Below are 15,955 nucleotides of genomic sequence, written 5' to 3'. Positions count from 1 at the left end.
CTGCCCATTTGAACTGATACATCAAGCCCGATATAAGGTCGTCCGTGTGAATGGAGTACAGCTTTTCCTGCTGGGGCGCACCCTCATGAAGATCGGTGAGGAAGCCATTCCCACCGAAAGCCTTGGCAAGCGGCAGATGAGCACACGGTCGGTCCTGATCGTGATGCTCGACATCTACGCGCACCCGGACACGACGGTCGGTGAGATCGCCACCCGTTCCGGTCTGCCGCAGAGTGCTGTGTCCGCCTGCGTGGCGCGGTTGCGGGAGACCGGCTCGGTGGTCACCCGGACCGACGCCCGCGACCGCCGCCGGACCCTGGTCCGCCAGAACCCCGAGGTGACCGACCGCCGTGCGGAGGTCGCCGCGACGCGGGTGGACGAGGCCCTGGCCACGGCGCTGGGGACCGAGGACCCGGTGGAGGTGACCGAGGTGATCGCCCTGCTGGAGGCCCTGGCCCGGCGGCTGTCGCCGGAGGTGCTGGCCCGGCTGGCGCCCGATCCGGCCTGACCTGCGGAAAAACGGAAAGCGGAAGCCGCCCGGGTGCTCGGTGCCCGGGCGGCTTCGGTGTTCTCGGCGGTGGGTTTCTACTCGGCGACGTAGGTGTATCCGCTCCATGCGTAGACCAGGAGTTCCAGCTCCTGCTCCGTGGTCATGCCGTTCGTGGGCTCGAAGTGCTCGTACCGGTTGCCCTTGAGCAGCTTCACCTTGGAGGTCGTGTCCTCGACGTAACGGATCCGGTCCTCGAGCTTGAGTTCGAGCGTCGCGGGTCCACCGCTGAGGATCACGTTAGGGGGCTGTGTTGTCATGGCGTCGTCTCCTTGGGTCATGGATCCGGAGGCAGTGAACGGCACTGTGCGGACAGGATCAGCCGTCCGGCTAAAGCCGTTCTAAACGCCTGTCGCCGCAGCCGCCTTTCCGGGGCCCGCCCCGGCGGGCGCCTCCGCGGTCTCCTCGGTCCGGCCGCGGATCAGCAAGCAGGCCAGCGCCCCGGCCAGTACCACGGCGATCGGCAGCACCGCCGTTACGTGCAGGGTGGCGATGAAGGCGTCCGCGTACGCCTTTCCGCCGGCCAGTTCCGCGGCGAGGCGGCTCTGGAGCAGCGCGCCCACCGCGGCCGCGCCGATGACCGAACCGGTCTGGCGGATCGTGTTGTTGACGCCGGAGGCCGCTCCTGCGAGCCGCGGTTCGACGTTGCGCATCGCTTCCGCGGACATGGGCGCGATCACGCAGCCGATGCCGAGACCGGTGATGAGGGTGGCCGGGACGAAGGCGTACCAGGGGAGGCCGGGCCGGCGATCAGCGCGATGGCCGCCATCCCCACGGCGTAGAGGGTGAGCCCCGCCATCAGCAGGTACTTGCCGCCGATCCGGTCCGAGAGCCGGCCCGCGAAGGGCCCCACCGTCATCGACACCAGCGACGACGGGGCGAGTACGAGGCCCGCCTTGATCGCGCTCAGGCCGAGGACCGACTGCAGGTAGAGGTTGAAGGGGAGGACCAGCCCGATCATCGCCATCGAGACCAGGGCGACCAGCACCGTCAGCACGGAGAAGTTGCGGTCCTTGAACAGGGCGAACGGCACGAGCGGTTCCCGGTCCTGCCGGCCGCGCTGGTGGACGAGGAAACCGGCGGTCAGCACGGCGCCCGCGGCGAGCAGCCCCCAGATCTTCGGGCCCCAGTGGTAGTGCTCACCCTCCTGGAGCGCGAAGGTCAGGCAGAACAGCGCACCGGTGGCCAGCAGAACGCCGGGGATGTCGAAGGTCCGGGTCCGGCCCGTCCGCAGGTCGGGCACCACCAGGAAGGCCAGCGCCAGCGCCGCGATCCCGATCGGCACGTTCACCAGGAAGATCCAGCGCCAGCCCAGGGTGGAGACCAGCACCCCGCCCACGGTCGGGCCGGACAGCGTGGCCAGGCCCGCCACCATGCCCCAGATGCCCATCGCGGTGCCGCGCCGCTGCGCGGGGAAGACCGACATGATCAGCGTCATGGTCTGCGGTGTGAGCAGCGCGGCGCCGAGACCCTGCACCCCGCGGGCGACGATCAGCATCACGGGGCCGGTGGCCAGGCCGCACGCGATGCTGGCGGCGGTGAACACCACGACGCCCGCGATGAAGAGGTTGCGGGGGCCCCAGACGTCGCCGAGCCGCCCCGCGGTGATCAGCAGAACCGCCAGTACGAGGGCGTAGCCGCTGATCACCCACAGGGTCTGGTCGAGGGTGGCTCCCAGCCCGTCGATCATGTCGGGGATCGCGATGTTCACGATCGTCAGGTCCAGCAAGGTCATGAAGAAACCCAGCGACATGGTCGCCAGTACCGCCCAGGGGTTCCCGGCCCACTTCCGCATGTGTCCGCTCCTCTCGCGCCGTCTGCTGGGCCTCAGCGTAATGCATCTTCTTTGATGTATCAAAAAGATGTGTTTTTGGACGGGGGAGTGCGATGCCCGGCCGGCCCACGCGCACACCTCGCCGCGCAGCCACCCAACCGGTATGCCGAAGCCCGGCCTCCTAGCCCGCCAGGTTGATCACCCGGCGGCCGACGCGTCCGGCCTCCGCCGTCAGGTCGTCGCCCCAGCGCTTCCAGAGCCCGGACAGGCGCGAGGTGATCACCACCGTGTCCACCGCGCCGTCGGCCAGCGGCGTGCGCAGCCCGATGCAGTGATGGCCCTCGTGCACACCGTCGGCCAGGGCGGCGTCGAGCAGACCCCGGTCGAACTCCACGAGGACCGACGGCGGAAGATCCGACGGGATGTCACCGCCCGACCCGAACACCGCGATCCGGCCCCCGGCCCGCACCTCCCCGAGCGACGCGGCCAGCTCACCGGCCACGGACACCCCGTCTACCTCGGCGGTCCACGCCTCGAAGGCGCGGTACTCCTTCTCCCAGTCCCAGAAGGGCCGGGTCCAGCCGACCAGCGCCCAGCCCAGCTCCATCGCGGGCTGCGGGTGCTTCGCGAGGATCTGGGCCATGTTGGAGATGAACTCGTTGAACGAGACGTCCATGTTCCGCTCGTGCGAGGACTCGATCACCCAGCCGTCGTACGTCGAGTGGAAGGCCACCCCGTCCCGGTACAGCCGGTAGCCGAGCTCCAGGTCCTCCCCGCCCCAGCCGCTGATGTGCTCGTCGAACCCGTCGATGGCCCAGAAGGCCGCCCGGTCCACCGAGAAGTTGATGGTGAAGAGCATGCTCCACGGCGTCCGGCGCCGCGACAGGTCGAAGTCGCACCCCGTGAACTGCTCGTGCCGGATGTCGCGGAAGGCCGGGTCGTCGCGGAAGCGCTCCCATACCGCCTCCGGCTCGCTCAGATCCAGCGGACCGGCGAGCTGGTGCATGGGGTCCGAGGGGTTGTAGCCGAACGCGTAACCGATGACCGCCCGGGGCCCCGGCCCGTCGTGCACGGCGAGGTGCGAGCGCAGGAAGTCCGGCCCGACCATGGCACCCGTGTCCAGGAAGACCAGGATCCGGCCGGCCGCCAGCCGCGCCCCCTGGTTGCGGGCGAGCGCGATGCGCGCCCCCCGGTCCTCCTGGAAGCAGTACCGGATGCGGAGCCGGTCGGTGAACTCCCGTACCACGTCAGCCGTTTCGTCGCTGGAGCCGTCGTCCGAGACGATCACCTCGAAGTCCCCGGCGGGCACGGTCTGCCGGGTCAGCTGACGCAGGGTGTCCCTGAGGAGACCGGCCCTGTTGTACGTGGGAATGACCACGGAGGCTTTCGGGGCGGCGTCGTTCTCGTACACGGGGCCTCCGCAGGGGCTGGGTCGCTGGCTGCCGGCGGACCGGCCGGGGGTCCTGGCACCGACCGGTACGGGCGTCGGCAACCACGCCCGACGCTACCGAGACGGCGCCGGGCGCCCCAACTCCCTGCTTGCTCAGTCGAACTGCTTGATCAGTCGGACTGCTCGCTCAGTCGAACTGCTTGCTCAGTGGCACTGCTCGCTCAGTCCAGATCCACGAAGTGGCGCAGTTCGAGCCGGCCGATGCGGGCCATCGGGTGCTGCCGCGCCACCTCGACCGCCTCGTCCAGGTCGGCGCACTCCAGGATGTCGAACCCCACGATCACGTTCTTGGACTCCGCGAACGGGCCCGGCGTGCGCAGCAGCTCACCCGCCCGCACCCGGACGGTGACGGCCTCCTCGACCGGCGCCAGCGCGCTGCCGGTGACCCGCCGTCCGGCGGCGTCGTTCTCGGCCGCCCAGGTGTCGCAGTCGTCGGTGCGGTCCTCGTCGGGCTCGGAGTCGGTACACACGAACATCATGAACTTCACGCTGCGGACCTCGATTCGTTCCGGGGCCCCACGGTGGGGCCGGGCCGATCCTAAGTGCGGGCACTGACAACGGCGGCCGTTCCCGGACAGGACAGCACCCTGAAAGTGGCTGCCGCGCACACGCCGCCGACAGGATGGGCGGCCCTGTTCCGTGGCGAAGGCGAGAAGGAGGTGACGGCGTGTCCCCAAGACCCGACGTCATCGTGGTGGGAGCGGGCTCGGCCGGCTGCGTGGTGGCGAGCCGGCTCTCCGAGGACCCGGACCGCTCGGTGCTGCTCCTCGAAGGAGGCCCCGACCGGCGCGCCCCCGGACTGGCCCGCGCCATCGCCTCCCGCAACGGCATCGGCATCTTCGCCCACCACCGGGCGTTCTGGCCCGACCAGCGGGCGACCCACCTCGCAGGCGGCCGGCTCGGCTGGTACCTGCGCGGATACGGGATCGGCGGATCGTCGTCCGTCAATTCGATGCTCGCCCTACCGGGCCTGCCCCGGGACTACGACCGCTGGGCGGACGAGCTCGGCTGCACCGGCTGGTCCTGGGCGGACGTGCGGCCATGGTTCGAGGCCCTGAAGCCCCGGCTGACCGCCTCCACGGACGCCGAACTGACGCCCCTGGACAGCGCGTTGCTGGCCTCCGCCGCCGAGCTGGGCCTCAAGCGCGACCTGGACACCTTCGACGACCCGTCCGACGGGGCCGGCGTACTCCTGCGCAACGCCACCCCCCACGGCAGGCACTCCAGCGCCGAAGACTGGCTGCGGCCCGCGAGGGACCGGCCCAACCTCACCGTCCGCCCCGACACCCCCGTCGAACGGCTGCTGTTCGACGGCACCCGGTGCGTCGGCGTACGGACGGCGACCGGCGAGGAGCTGCACGCGGACGAGGTCGTCCTCAGCGCCGGCGTCATCGGCAGCCCCGCCGTACTGCTGCGCTCCGGCGTCGACCGCCCCGGCATCGGCCACCACCTGCGCGACCACCCGGCCGTATCGGTCGGCCTGGTCCTGCGCCCCGCATACCGTGAGGCGCGCGCCGACCTCCCGTGCATCGGTACCGTCCTGCGTACGTCCTCCGGGGCGGGGGACGGCGACATCCACCTCCTGCCGATGCACGGCGACTCCAGCGGGAGCGGCGAGGTGCACGGCGTCCTCATGGCCGCCCTGATGACCTCGCGCTCCGACGGCACCGTCCGGCTCGACCCCGACGACCCGTCCGGCCCGCCCCGGATCGACCTGCGCATGCTGGAGGACCCCGCCGACCGGCGCGCCATGCACGAGGCGCTGCGCTGCCTGGTCCGCGCGCTGCGGAGCTCCGCCTTCGCCGAGGTGGTGGAGGCGGTACGGGTGGACGACCGGGGCAGCGACCTCACCGCCCTGCTGGACGAGGACTTCGCGGACGCCTGGCTGCCGGACCACGTCGGCGACTACTTCCACGCCACCGGCACCTGCCGGATGGGCCCGGCGTCCGACCCCGGATCCGTGGTCGACCTCCAGGGACGGGTGCACGGCCACACCGGCCTCCGGGTCATCGACGCGTCGGTCATGCCGGACACCCCCTCGGCCAACACCCACACCCCGACGGTCATGATCGCGGAGCGCCTGTCCGCCGCGCTGCGCGGCCTGCCCTGGTGACGGCCCGCACTTCTCGCAACGTGCCCGATCCGCCCGCGCCGGGCCCGAACGCGGTCGGTCCGGAAGGTGCGGCCCGTGCCCCCGGAATGTGACCGTTGACGCACAGCACGGCCGGCCCCTCCGCAGCGCTCGCGCGACGGCCGGAGGACCCCGCCCGGCCACCACGGCCCAGCCTCCAGGGAGCACATATGACCACGCAGACCGCCCCGATCAGCGGCCCCGTAGCCGACGAGGACAAGGCGGAGGTCGCCGGACTGCCGCGCCGCATCGTCGAGGCGTGGGCGCGCTACGACGCCGACGCCTTCGCCGCCGTGTTCACGGACGAGGGCACCATGATCCTTCCCGGCGTCTTCCAGAAGGGCCGCGAGTCCATCCGCGCCTTCACCAGCGCCGCCTTCGCCGGCCCGTACAAGGGCACCCGCGTCGTCGGCACCCCGATCGACGTCCGCTTCCTGTCGCCCGAGGTCGCCGTCCTCATCACGCGCGGCGGCATCTGCGTCGAGGGCGAGACCGAACCGGCCCCCGAGCGCGCCGTGCACGCCTCCTGGCTGGCCGTGAAGCAGCCGGACGGCTGGCGCCTCGCCGCATACCAGAACAGCCCCCTGAACAACGGCTGACCCAAGCGTCCGCGCCCGGACCGGACGGTCCGGGCGCGGACGGCTGTTCAGGCGCGCCGCGCGACGGCTCTGCCGCGTACCGGGGGAGCGGACTCCGCGGTCTCCACGGTGAACGTGCGGGCCGCACGCTCGCAGGTCTCGTAGAGCCCTTCCTCGGTGTCCGCGCCGAGCACCAGATGGAAGTACCAGTCGGACGGGCCCGAGATCCGCGCGCGGTCGCCTACCTCGCGCCTCCGGTGCCAGGCCACCGCGCCGGGGAACGCCGCGAGTTCGTCGTCGCCGGGCATCGACACGATGACGCCCGGGGCGGCCGGCCGGATGTGGAGCCCGCCGATGTGCGGCCACGGCGCGCCCGGCAGGGTCACCGACCCCGTGTGCGCCGCTTCGGCGATCAGGTCGGACGTGGAACGCCCGTGATAGGCGCCGATCATGAGCTGGATCCACCCGCCGCCCGGCCGCGTGGCGACCTCGGAGAACACCAGCTCGCCGTCCTCCCGTACGAACACTTCGAGGTGGCTGGGCCCGTCGTGGATGCCGAGCGCGGGGTTGAACCGCTTGTGCATGTCCTTGATACGGGCGTACAGCCCGGGATGCTCGGCGGGCGCGAGGATCAGCGAACCGTCCAGGGCGCCGCCCAGCACCTGCATCCTCGGGTACAGATAGCGGTGTACGACGAAGGTCAGCGGTTCGCCGCCGGACCAGATCGCGTCGATGGCCAGCTCCTCGCCCGGCACGAACTCCTCGACCATCAGCTGCCCGGCCCGCTGCCCCACCTCGAACTTCAGCCCGGCCGCTACCGCGCCCAGCTCCTCCCCGCACTCCACCTTCTCCGTGGCGCTCGCCCCGTACCCCGCCACCGGCTTCACGATCAGCGGCGCGGACAGCTCACGCGCCACCGCGGCCACCGCATCGGCGTCCCGCGGATCCGCCAGCGAACGGAACCGGGCCACCGGCACGCCCGCCCCACCGACCAGCTCCTTCATCAGCCGCTTGTCCCGCAGCGCGACATGGTGGCGCGCCCCCGGCACCGAGGGGTCGAGCAGCAGCCGCAGATAGCCCGAGCCGAACTGGCTGCGCTCGTCCTGGTTGTGCACCTGGACGACCGGCGGACAGGTCTGCCGCAGATCCACGGCCACGGCCGACAGCTCCGCCAGCGAGTCGAAGCCGGAGACGGTGTACACCTTGCGGCACCGGCCGAGCAGCCCCGGGTCGGGGCTCTCGTACAGGACGTCGGACCGCTCGATCACCAGGCAGACGTCGGCGGTCCGCGCCTCGTGGTCGAGCAGCGCGGCGAGCAGTTCCGGCTGGTACTTGCATACGACGATGGTGCGGTCGCTCGTACGGTCACGATGCCCGGCGTTCATCGGTCTCCTTCCGGTCCAACAGGTCTGCGACGGCCCGCCGGTCCGCCTTGCCGCCCGGCAGCAGCGGCAGGACGGGCAGGGCCGTGACACGGTCGGGCATGCCGTCGCCCAGTGCGGTGCGCAGCGGACGGCGCAGCGCCGCGGCGGCGGCCGGGCCGAAGCCCTGGACGGCCAGGACGACATCGCCGTCCGCGAGCTGGACGCAGCACGCCGCCGTCACCCCGGCCAGACCGGCCGCCGCCGCCTCGACGCGCGCCAGGTCCACGAACACGCCCCGCCGCTTGACCAGCGAGTCCAGCCGCCCGACGACCACCAGATTCCCGTCGTCGTCCAGCACGCCCCGGTCCCGCGTACGGAAACAGGTCGTCCCGGACTCGGGGGCGTACCGCAGGCGCTCCGCGTCCTCGGCCCCGCAGGTGCCCGGCAGATAGCCGAGCGAGCCGTCGGGCGAGGTGATGACGATCTGCCGCACACCGTCCCCCACCGGCCCCGTCGCCTCGGGGTGTACGAGGGAGAGCACCGTCCCGTCCAGGGGCCGGCCCACGGGCAGCAGCCCCGGACCGCAGTCCCCGGGCACCCGGTGGTGGAACTTGGCGAGCGTGGTCTCCGAAGGCCCGTACAGATTGACGACCTCCGTCGACGGCGCCGCCGCACGCCACCGCCGCACCAGCCGCCCGTGCAACGGCTCACCCGCGAACAGCGTCCAGCGCAGGGAGTCCACGCGCCCGTCCGACCCGTCCGCGGCGAGCCAGCGCGCCGCCAGGCTCGGGACCGCGTGCACCACCTCCACGCGCCGTTCCGCGAGCCAGCCCAGCACGGCGGCCGGGGCGGCGCGCACCGCACGCCCGGCGAAGTGCGCCTCGCCGCCCGCACACAGGGGCAGCAGCAGATCGCGGAAGACCACGTCGAACGACGGCGACGTCAGCACCGCCACCCGGGTGCCCGGTCCCGCGCCCACCGCCGCGATCTCCCAGTCGATGAACGCCAGCAGCCCCGCCGCCCGCCCGACGATCCCCTTCGGCGCGCCCGTACTGCCCGAGGTGAACACGACGTAACCGGCTTCCGGCGGCAGCACCCGGGGCGCCGGCTCACCCGTCCGCTCGGCCTCCCCGGCCTCGGACCGCAGCACGGCGGCGGGGCGCGCCGCCGCGAGCAGCGCGCCGGTGCGCTCCACCGGCTGCTGTACGTCGACGAGCAGCGGGACCAGCCCCGCCGCCCGCGCCCCGAGGAACGCCGCCGGCCAGCGCGCCCCCGGCCCGGCGAGCACGGCGACCAGGGCGCCCGGCGCCAGGTCCAGCGCCGCGCACCGGTCCCGCCAGCCGAGTACCTGCCGCCACAGCTCCCGGTAGGTGAGCCGGCCCGCGTCCGTCACCAGGGCCGGGCGGCCCGGGTGGCGGGCGGCGACGCTCCGGACCCGGGCGACGACCGGGCACTCCGCGCCCGTGGCCACCGGTTACCGGCCGCCGGCCCGGTCGACCCGCTCGGCCAGCAGATCGGCCAGCTCGCCGAGGGACGGCATGTCGAAGACATCGGCGAGCGTGCACTCGACGCCCAGCCGCTCCTCCAGCGCCACGGCCATCTCCGTCGCGGCCAGCGAGTCGAAACCGGCGGCGACCGGGTCGAGCGCGTCGTCCACCTCTCCGGCGAACACCTGCCGTGCGGCGTCGAGGACTTCGTCCCGTACGCGCTGTGCGAGGTCGTCCTGAGTCGTGGTCACGTTTCATCCCTCCAGGGTTGATCGGGGTGGGTGGCGAGGTGGGAGACCAGGGCGGCGAAGTCGGCGGTCCAGCGCTCGGCCGTACCGCTCCGCAACCGCTCGGGGCGTACTCGAAACAGCCGCGCAGACCGCCGGACGGCGTGTCCCACATCGCCCAGATGCAGAACCCGCCCCGGTCGAGCGGCATCTCGTGCCGCATCGTGACCTGCTCGACCCGCCCGGCGAACTGGATGTCGTCGTCCCCGACGACGGCCCGGGCGTAGTTGAAGAGGAACATCATGTTCTCCGGCTGCGCGCGCGGCTGCATGAAGTCCGGGTTGTCCTGCTCCAGCACCCGGTGCGGCAAGGGGTGCCGGGACGCGTCCAGACAGGCCCGGCGGGCGCTCAGCAGCACGTCCCGGTAGGTGACACAGCCGCTCAGGTCCACCCGGAGCGGCAGCACGTCCGCGAAGAACCCCACTGTGTCGTAGAAGGACCGGTCGTCGCGGGCGGCCGTGTTGGTCATCAGCGCCGCGTCCGGCACCCCGGTGACCCGGGCCGCGAGCAGCACGCCCGCCGCGACCAGCACATGCCACGGCGTGCCGCGCACACTCCGGGCCACCGCGCGGACGGCGCCCATCTCCCGCTCGTCGAGGTCGAACACGGCGTTCCCGTACACGGCCCCGCCCCGGTCGGCGCTCCCGACCTCCTCGGCGGCCGGCGCGAAGATCCGACCGCCCGCCAGCTCCGCCTTCCAGAAGTCGCGGACGGCCCGCGCCCTCTCCCCGGCCAGCCCCTCCTGCTGCTGCGCCGCGTACTCCCCGTAACTCCGGACCGGCGGCAGTTCCGGCGCCTCGCCGCGCACCCGGGCCCGGTAGCAGGCGGCCAGATCGCGGCGCAGGATGCCGGCGGACCAGGCGTCGACCGCGAGGTGCGACGACAGGACCGTCAGCACCGCGTCCCGGTCGTCGAACCGGTACAGCACCGCCCTGAGCAGCGGAGTCTCCGTACGCGGCATGGACTCCGCGTGCAGCTTGACGAGCAGCTCCTCGGCCGCGTCCTCCCGCGACTCACCGGGCCCGGGCACCAGCACCTGTTCGGTGAACGGCACCGGGACCGGCGGCAGCACCGACTGGTACGCCTCGCCGCCGTCGTCGCAGCCGCAGGCCAGGACCGTACGCAGCGACTCGTGCCGGACCACCAGGTCGTCCAGCGCCCCGCGCAGCGCGGAGGAGTCCACGGGGCCCCGTATCCGCAACGCCATCACGGCGATGAACTTCGACATGTCGAAGCCGTCGCGCTCGTTGGCGCAGCACATGGCCAGCTGGGCGGAGAGCGGATAGCGGGCGGCTTCCTCGACGTCTGGCATGGGCAACGCCTCCTCATCGGAACGGTGAAGCTAGGCGCCCCGCGAGAAGCCGGACAACTCCGAGCTTGCCCGTACGCGCGGCCCCTTCCGGGCCGCGCACGCAAGGAGATGCCCGGCCACCGGACCGGTCCTAGGTTGGCCGTCCACCAGAGCCGTCACGGAAGACCGACCCACGGGCGACAGAAGGCAGGCCATGTCCGCACTCAGTCCGTTGACCTTCGCCAAGAGCCTCATACCCGAAGCCGGCGCGCAACGCGTCTACGTCACCTCGTCGTTCGTGGGGACGGTCGGCGGCGGCATCATGATGCCGATCAGCGTCCTCTACTTCACCCGGATCGTCGGGCTCCCCACGGCCCGGGTCGGACTCGCCTTCACCGTGTCCAGCCTGATCGCCATCCTCGCCTCCATGCCCGCCGGCACCCTCGCCGACCGCATCGGCCCCCGCCGGGTCGTCATGGGCTCGCTCGCCGGCCTCGGCGCGTCCGGCCTCGCCTACCTGGCCGTCCAGGGCTTCTGGACCCTGCTGGTCGTCAACGCGTGCATGAACATCAGCTTCGCCGCCTACTTCCCGTCCGTCGGCGCCCTGCTGCGCCGGGTCGGCGGCGAGAACACCGTCACCATCCGCTCGCAGTCCCGGGCGGTCTCCAACATCGGCGTGGCCCTCGGCTCCCTGATCAGCGGCGTCGGCATCCAGATCGGCACCGAGACCGCCTACCAGGTCCTCATCGTCCTGTTCGGCGCCGCCCAGACCGCCGCGCTGCTCCTCCTCTTCCGGGTCCCCGACTACCGGCCCCTGCCCCGGCCCGCCCCCGCCACCGGCACCGGCAGGACGCCCGCCGTCGCCACCCGGAGGGCCGCGCTGCGGGACACGGCGTTCGTCCTCTACGCGCTCGTCGGCGGCGCGATGACTGTCCAGGTCCTCGTCCTCGAAATCATGATCCCGGTCTGGATCGTCTCCCACACCGACGCCCCCACCTGGGGTGTCACCGCCGCCTTCCTCATCAACACCGCCCTGGTGGTCCTCCTTCAGGTCCGGCTCGGCAGCGGGGTCCAGACCCTCACCGACGGAGGGACCGCCCTGCGCCGCTCCGGAACCGCCCTGCTGCTCGGGTGCGCGGCGATCAGCCTCATGGCCGGGGTGTCCGCGTGGGCCGCCGTGCTCGCCCTCGTCGCCGGCATGGTGCTGCTCACCCTCGGCGAGATCTGGTACTCCGCGGGCTCCTTCGCCTTCGAGTTCGGCCTCCCGCCGGCCCACGCCCAGGGGCAGTACCAGGGCCTCTCCGGCACCGCGTCCTCGGCGGTCCGCGCCGCCTCGCCGGTCTTCCTGCTCGGAGTCGTACTCGGCCTCGGCAGCCTCGGCTGGATCGGCCTCGGCGTCATCATGCTGCTCCTTGGGCTCACCGGCCCCGCCCTGGCCAGGTTCGGCGCCCGCACCCGGCCGGCCGAGCCGGACGACGACACCGCCGGAGTCCCGGCCCCGCACCACGCCTGAGCCCGAGCCCGCGCCCGCGCCCGCGCCCGAAGGAAGGGGAAGCATGGACACCGAACCACCGCTGGGCCGACCGGGGACGGCGATGCCCCCGCTGGACCGGACGGACCTGCACCCCTCGGTGGACGACCCCGTCCTGACGTCCATGACCACGCTCAACGACATCGCCGGACGCTTCCCCGACGCCCTGTCGTTCGCCGCCGGACGCCCCTACGAGGCCTTCTACGACGCCGAGTCGCTGCCCCGGTGGCTCCGCCGCTTCCAACGCCACCTGGAGCAGGACCAGCACCGCACCCCCGCCGAGATCAACCGCACCCTCTTCCAGTACGGCCGCACCAAGGGCTTCATCCACCACCTCATCGCCCGCCAGCTGGAACAGGACGAGCACATCACCGTGGACCCGGAAGCGGTCCTCGTCACCACCGGCTGCCAGGAGGCGATGGTCCTCGCCCTGCGCGCCCTGCGCCGGGGCCCGCAGGACGTCGTGCTCGCGGCGCTCCCCGCGTACGTCGGATTCCTCGGCGCGGCCCGGCTGGTCGACCTGCCCGTCCACGGTGTCCGCGAGGACGCCGACGGCATCGACCCGGACGACCTCGTCACCCGGGTCCGGCTGCTGCGCGCCCGGGGACTGCGGCCCCGCGCCTGCTACATCGTCCCCGACTTCGCGAACCCGAGCGGCGCGACCCTCCCCGAGGAGCGCCGCCGGCGACTCCTGGAGATCGCCGACCGCGAGGACCTGCTCCTCCTGGAGGACAACCCGTACGCGTTCTTCGGGGCGGACGGGGACCGGCGGCCCACGCTCAAGTCGCTCGACCGGAGCCGGCGCGTCCTCCACTTCGGCTCCTTCGCCAAGACGGCCTTCGCGGGCAGCCGGGTCGGCTACGTCGTCGCCGACCAGCCGATGTCCGACGGCACCCTCCTCGCCGACGAACTGGCCAAGCTCAAGAGCATGCTCACCCTCAACACCTCCACGGTCTCCCAGGCCGTCATCGGCGGCTACCTCCTGGAACACGGATGCAGCCTGGTCCGCGCCACGGAACGCGAAAGGGCCGTCTACCGGCGCAACCTCACCGCCGTACTCGACGGCCTGGAACAACGCTTCGGCGACGACCCCACCGTCACCTGGACCACCCCGCGCGGCGGAATGTTCACCGTCCTCACGGTCCCCTTCACCGCCGACGAGGAGACCCTCGAACACTCCGCCCGCGCCTTCGGAGTCCTCTGGACCCCCATGCACCACTTCTACGGAGGCCGCGGCGGCCACCAGCAACTCCGCCTCTCCTTCAGCGTCCTGGACCCGGACCGCATCGCCACGGGCCTGGACCGCCTGGCGGCACTCGTCGCCGAGCGGAAGGAGAAGCTCCGCGCACAGGGCGGTGCGGGCTCCACCCCGGTCCGGGTACGCGGCGCACTGACCCGTACACCCGGAATCGGCGCCCTGGAGGAGACGGCGCGGATGACCGCGTGAGACGCGGCCCGGAGCGCCGACTACACGCTCCGGGCCAACAGACCGGCATCGATGACCTCGGCGATCAGGCCCGCGCCACGGCTGTTCTGATGGATGTGGTCGGTCGTGAGAACGAGCCCCCGCCGTCGCGAGATCGTGTCGAGGCTGCGGCGCAGCACGGCGTGCTGGAGAAGGACACCGAGGCCCGCCGCGGGCGTCACCTCCCGGTACGGGACCGGCGGCGGGTCCGCTTCACGCAGCTCCTCGGTCTGGCGTTCGTGGAGCGGCAGATAGGCCACCCCGCCGGTGGCCGCGACCTCCGCGATCATCCGGCTGTACGCCAGCGAGGCATGGGCCGCCGCCCCGTCGAGCCGCTGGCCGAGCACCGGCAGCGACAGCAGACCGATCGCCGCGTCGGTCTCCGCCCGCAGCCGCGCCACGACGTCCCCCAGGCACTGCTGGAACCAGCTGGCCGACGGGCGCTCGGGGAGTTTCTTACGCTTCATGGCCTGCTCGACGGCATACCCGGCAAGGCTCGCACGGGCGTCGTTGGTCCCGACCAACACGGTGATCACATCGGGCGGGTCCGCCACGACAGCGTCGAGGCGCTGCAAGAGGTTGTACGCGAAGTCCCCGTTGACGCCGAAGCGGGCGAGCCGCACATCACCCGGAGCGTGGCACCGTTCCAGAGGCCCCAGGTAGTCGACGCTGAACTGCGCCCGGGTGAGGCTGTCGCCGAGGCACGCGACGCGCGTCGTCACGACGCGTCCGCCGGGTCGGCGCCGGTCCGGGGGCGGTGGTCGGTGCCGAGGGTCGCGGTGATCGCCAGGACGGACGCCGCCTCCTCCATGTCGACCGTGTGCCAGACCCCGGCCGGATTGACGGTGGCCTCCCCGGGCCCGAGCCGCACATGGTCGCGCACCCCGTCCACGTCGCGCGTGATCGTGACGGACCCGCCGAGGCAGATGACCAGCTCGTCGCCGGCCGGATGGCTCTCCCAGTGCTCACCCCGTCCGTCGCTTTCGAAGATCATCACGATCCGGCCCTCGGCGCCGTCCGCCGCGACCGCGGCGCCGTAGGCGTGAAGCACCTCCGGATCCCAGGCGAATCCCTCGACGGGTTTCGCGCTCGATCCCAGCCCGAGGTGCACGGGTGTGGTCCGCAGGTCTATGGCAGGAGCATTGCGTTCGTGGTCGACGAGTCTCATGCCGACGATCGTCCACGGCGGCGAACGGACGGTCTTGAAGAAATGGGAAGAGCAGCCGGCGGCTACCCGGCTCCGAGGAGGACTTCGCCACGCCGCCAGGCCGTCGGCGACCGGCCCGTGAACTCCCGCCAGTCCCGTACGAGATGGGCCTGATCGGCATAGCCGGAGGCGGCTGCCACCTCGCCCCAGGGGAGCGGGTCCCGCGCCGCCGCCAGTCCGTGCGCGTGCTCGAAGCGCAGGACCCGGGCGACGGTCTTCGGCGAGAGGCCCACCTCACCGCGGAACCGCTCGGTGAGATGCCGACGGCTCCACCCGAGGTCCGCGGCGACCGCACCCACCCGGACGCACCCCCGCGCGGCGACGAGGCGCCGCCACGCCTCCGCCACCTCGGGCCGCACCCCGCGCACAGGTCCGACGACCCGCAGCAGCACTTCGTCCAGCACGGCGAAGCGCGCCGCCCAGGTCCGCGCCGACCGGAGCCGTTCGACCAACTCGACGGCGACCACTCCCAGAAGCTCGTCGAGCGGGACCAGCCGATGGGCCAGCGCGGCGGCGGGCACACCGTAGAGGGCCCGGGCCCCGAGCGGCGTCAGCGCAATCTGAACACCCTGCTGGCGCCCGTCGTGATGAATCGCGACGGACCGGCACATCAGACCACCGGCCACACCACCGAACCGGCCGACCGGCGACCCGTCATCCACGCCCGCCGCCACCTCCAGAGGATCGGACAGGCTGACCACCGCGGTGAGCGCACGGCTCGGCGGTCCGCGATGCACCCCCGCGGGGAGCCTGCGGAGGTCGAAGCCGACATACGAGTCGACGTACTCGCGCAGGGCGGGCGCCGGACGCGCACTGATCCCGGTGGCCGTGTGGTCCTCCATG

Annotated in this window: 16 protein-coding genes and 1 pseudogene; 5 read left to right on the top strand and 12 right to left on the bottom strand. The window is 72.4% G+C overall.

What is annotated here, in order from left to right:
- The first annotated feature begins 85 nt into the window (after positions 1-85).
- Complete coding sequence (locus NEH16_RS31500) at positions 86-508, top strand: MarR family transcriptional regulator (RefSeq protein ID WP_073969414.1); 423 nt, start codon at positions 86-88, stop codon at positions 506-508.
- A gap of 77 nt (positions 509-585) precedes the next feature.
- Here NEH16_RS31500 and NEH16_RS31495 read toward each other — a convergent pair whose 3' ends face one another.
- From NEH16_RS31495 to NEH16_RS31475, 5 genes are all read right to left on the bottom strand, one after another.
- Positions 586-807: a DUF5988 family protein gene (locus NEH16_RS31495; RefSeq protein ID WP_265546530.1), complete on the bottom strand. Its 222-nt coding sequence runs from the start codon at positions 805-807 to the stop codon at positions 586-588.
- An 81-nt stretch (positions 808-888) separates the two neighbouring features.
- Positions 889-1,215: a hypothetical protein gene (locus NEH16_RS31490; RefSeq protein ID WP_265546528.1), complete on the bottom strand. Its 327-nt coding sequence runs from the start codon at positions 1,213-1,215 to the stop codon at positions 889-891.
- Positions 1,216-1,223: 8 nt separating this feature from the next.
- Entirely contained in the window at positions 1,224-2,342 is a 1,119-nt protein-coding gene (locus tag NEH16_RS31485; RefSeq protein ID WP_265546527.1) for a DHA2 family efflux MFS transporter permease subunit, read from the bottom strand.
- A gap of 160 nt (positions 2,343-2,502) precedes the next feature.
- Positions 2,503-3,732, bottom strand: a complete 1,230-nt coding sequence (locus tag NEH16_RS31480) for a glycosyltransferase (protein ID WP_265546526.1) — start codon at positions 3,730-3,732, stop codon at positions 2,503-2,505.
- Between the two features lie 200 nt (positions 3,733-3,932).
- Positions 3,933-4,250, bottom strand: coding sequence for a YciI family protein (locus NEH16_RS31475; RefSeq protein ID WP_199879215.1), 318 nt, complete (start codon positions 4,248-4,250; stop codon positions 3,933-3,935).
- A 188-nt stretch (positions 4,251-4,438) separates the two neighbouring features.
- Here NEH16_RS31475 and NEH16_RS31470 point away from each other — a divergent pair, with 188 nt between their 5' ends.
- Both NEH16_RS31470 and NEH16_RS31465 read left to right on the top strand, forming a co-directional pair.
- Positions 4,439-5,884: a GMC family oxidoreductase gene (locus NEH16_RS31470; RefSeq protein ID WP_265546523.1), complete on the top strand. Its 1,446-nt coding sequence runs from the start codon at positions 4,439-4,441 to the stop codon at positions 5,882-5,884.
- 188 nt (positions 5,885-6,072) lie between these two features.
- A complete protein-coding gene (locus NEH16_RS31465; protein ID WP_073969408.1) occupies positions 6,073-6,501 on the top strand; it encodes an SgcJ/EcaC family oxidoreductase in 429 nt (142 codons plus the stop codon).
- A 47-nt stretch (positions 6,502-6,548) separates the two neighbouring features.
- Here NEH16_RS31465 and NEH16_RS31460 read toward each other — a convergent pair whose 3' ends face one another.
- The 4 genes and pseudogenes from NEH16_RS31460 to NEH16_RS31445 all read right to left on the bottom strand — a co-directional run.
- A complete protein-coding gene (locus NEH16_RS31460) occupies positions 6,549-7,865 on the bottom strand; it encodes an ATP-grasp domain-containing protein (protein ID WP_265546521.1) in 1,317 nt (438 codons plus the stop codon).
- Positions 7,846-9,315, bottom strand: coding sequence for an AMP-binding protein (locus NEH16_RS31455; protein WP_265546520.1), 1,470 nt, complete (start codon positions 9,313-9,315; stop codon positions 7,846-7,848). The genes NEH16_RS31460 and NEH16_RS31455 overlap by 20 nt, the downstream gene beginning before the upstream one ends.
- A 3-nt stretch (positions 9,316-9,318) precedes the next feature.
- The gene (locus NEH16_RS31450) at positions 9,319-9,582 is read right to left on the bottom strand and encodes an acyl carrier protein (protein WP_265546518.1); all 264 of its coding nucleotides are present in this window, start codon (positions 9,580-9,582) and stop codon (positions 9,319-9,321) included.
- A gap of 409 nt (positions 9,583-9,991) precedes the next feature.
- Positions 9,992-10,825: pseudogene (locus tag NEH16_RS31445) on the bottom strand (condensation domain-containing protein); the annotation flags it as partial.
- A 298-nt stretch (positions 10,826-11,123) separates the two neighbouring features.
- On the opposite strand from NEH16_RS31445, the gene NEH16_RS31440 reads away from it, so the two are divergent.
- A complete protein-coding gene (locus NEH16_RS31440) occupies positions 11,124-12,422 on the top strand; it encodes an MFS transporter (RefSeq protein ID WP_079193080.1) in 1,299 nt (432 codons plus the stop codon).
- A gap of 43 nt (positions 12,423-12,465) precedes the next feature.
- Positions 12,466-13,887: a PLP-dependent aminotransferase family protein gene (locus tag NEH16_RS31435; RefSeq protein WP_265546515.1), complete on the top strand. Its 1,422-nt coding sequence runs from the start codon at positions 12,466-12,468 to the stop codon at positions 13,885-13,887.
- Positions 13,888-13,907: 20 nt separating this feature from the next.
- Here the strand turns inward: NEH16_RS31435 and NEH16_RS31430 are convergent, their stop codons facing one another.
- The 3 genes from NEH16_RS31430 to NEH16_RS31420 all read right to left on the bottom strand — a co-directional run bounded on the left by NEH16_RS31430 (position 13,908) and on the right by NEH16_RS31420 (position 15,954).
- Positions 13,908-14,627, bottom strand: coding sequence for an SGNH/GDSL hydrolase family protein (locus NEH16_RS31430; RefSeq protein ID WP_265546513.1), 720 nt, complete (start codon positions 14,625-14,627; stop codon positions 13,908-13,910).
- Positions 14,624-15,073 (bottom strand): cupin domain-containing protein, encoded by a 450-nt coding sequence (locus NEH16_RS31425; RefSeq protein WP_265546511.1) that lies wholly within the window; start codon positions 15,071-15,073, stop codon positions 14,624-14,626. The genes NEH16_RS31430 and NEH16_RS31425 overlap by 4 nt, the downstream gene beginning before the upstream one ends.
- A gap of 62 nt (positions 15,074-15,135) precedes the next feature.
- Positions 15,136-15,954 carry an AraC family transcriptional regulator gene (locus NEH16_RS31420; protein WP_265546509.1) on the bottom strand — a complete coding sequence of 273 codons (819 nt, stop codon included), beginning with the start codon at positions 15,952-15,954 and terminating at the stop codon, positions 15,136-15,138.
- Between the last annotated feature and the right edge of the window lies 1 nt (position 15,955).

Source organism: Streptomyces drozdowiczii, assembly GCF_026167665.1.
In the GTDB taxonomy this organism is placed as follows: Bacteria; Actinomycetota; Actinomycetes; order Streptomycetales; family Streptomycetaceae; genus Streptomyces; species Streptomyces drozdowiczii_A.
The sequence above is the reverse complement of the archived record's forward strand: the minus strand, read 5'-3'. Positions and strand labels throughout refer to the sequence as shown.

What these genes read in the sequence shown, in the direction of transcription:
- NEH16_RS31500 (WP_073969414.1), top strand. Translation starts at nt 86, where the DNA reads ATGAAGATCGGTGAGGAAGCCATTCCCACCGAAAGCCTTGGCAAGCGG.
- NEH16_RS31495 (WP_265546530.1), bottom strand. Translation starts at nt 807, where the DNA reads ATGACAACACAGCCCCCTAACGTGATCCTCAGCGGTGGACCCGCGACG.
- NEH16_RS31490 (WP_265546528.1), bottom strand. Translation starts at nt 1,215, where the DNA reads ATGTCCGCGGAAGCGATGCGCAACGTCGAACCGCGGCTCGCAGGAGCG.
- NEH16_RS31485 (WP_265546527.1), bottom strand. Translation starts at nt 2,342, where the DNA reads ATGCGGAAGTGGGCCGGGAACCCCTGGGCGGTACTGGCGACCATGTCG.
- NEH16_RS31475 (WP_199879215.1), bottom strand. Translation starts at nt 4,250, where the DNA reads ATGATGTTCGTGTGTACCGACTCCGAGCCCGACGAGGACCGCACCGAC.
- NEH16_RS31465 (WP_073969408.1), top strand. Translation starts at nt 6,073, where the DNA reads ATGACCACGCAGACCGCCCCGATCAGCGGCCCCGTAGCCGACGAGGAC.
- NEH16_RS31460 (WP_265546521.1), bottom strand. Translation starts at nt 7,865, where the DNA reads ATGAACGCCGGGCATCGTGACCGTACGAGCGACCGCACCATCGTCGTA.
- NEH16_RS31440 (WP_079193080.1), top strand. Translation starts at nt 11,124, where the DNA reads ATGTCCGCACTCAGTCCGTTGACCTTCGCCAAGAGCCTCATACCCGAA.
- NEH16_RS31435 (WP_265546515.1), top strand. Translation starts at nt 12,466, where the DNA reads ATGGACACCGAACCACCGCTGGGCCGACCGGGGACGGCGATGCCCCCG.
- NEH16_RS31425 (WP_265546511.1), bottom strand. Translation starts at nt 15,073, where the DNA reads ATGAGACTCGTCGACCACGAACGCAATGCTCCTGCCATAGACCTGCGG.
- NEH16_RS31420 (WP_265546509.1), bottom strand. Translation starts at nt 15,954, where the DNA reads ATGGAGGACCACACGGCCACCGGGATCAGTGCGCGTCCGGCGCCCGCC.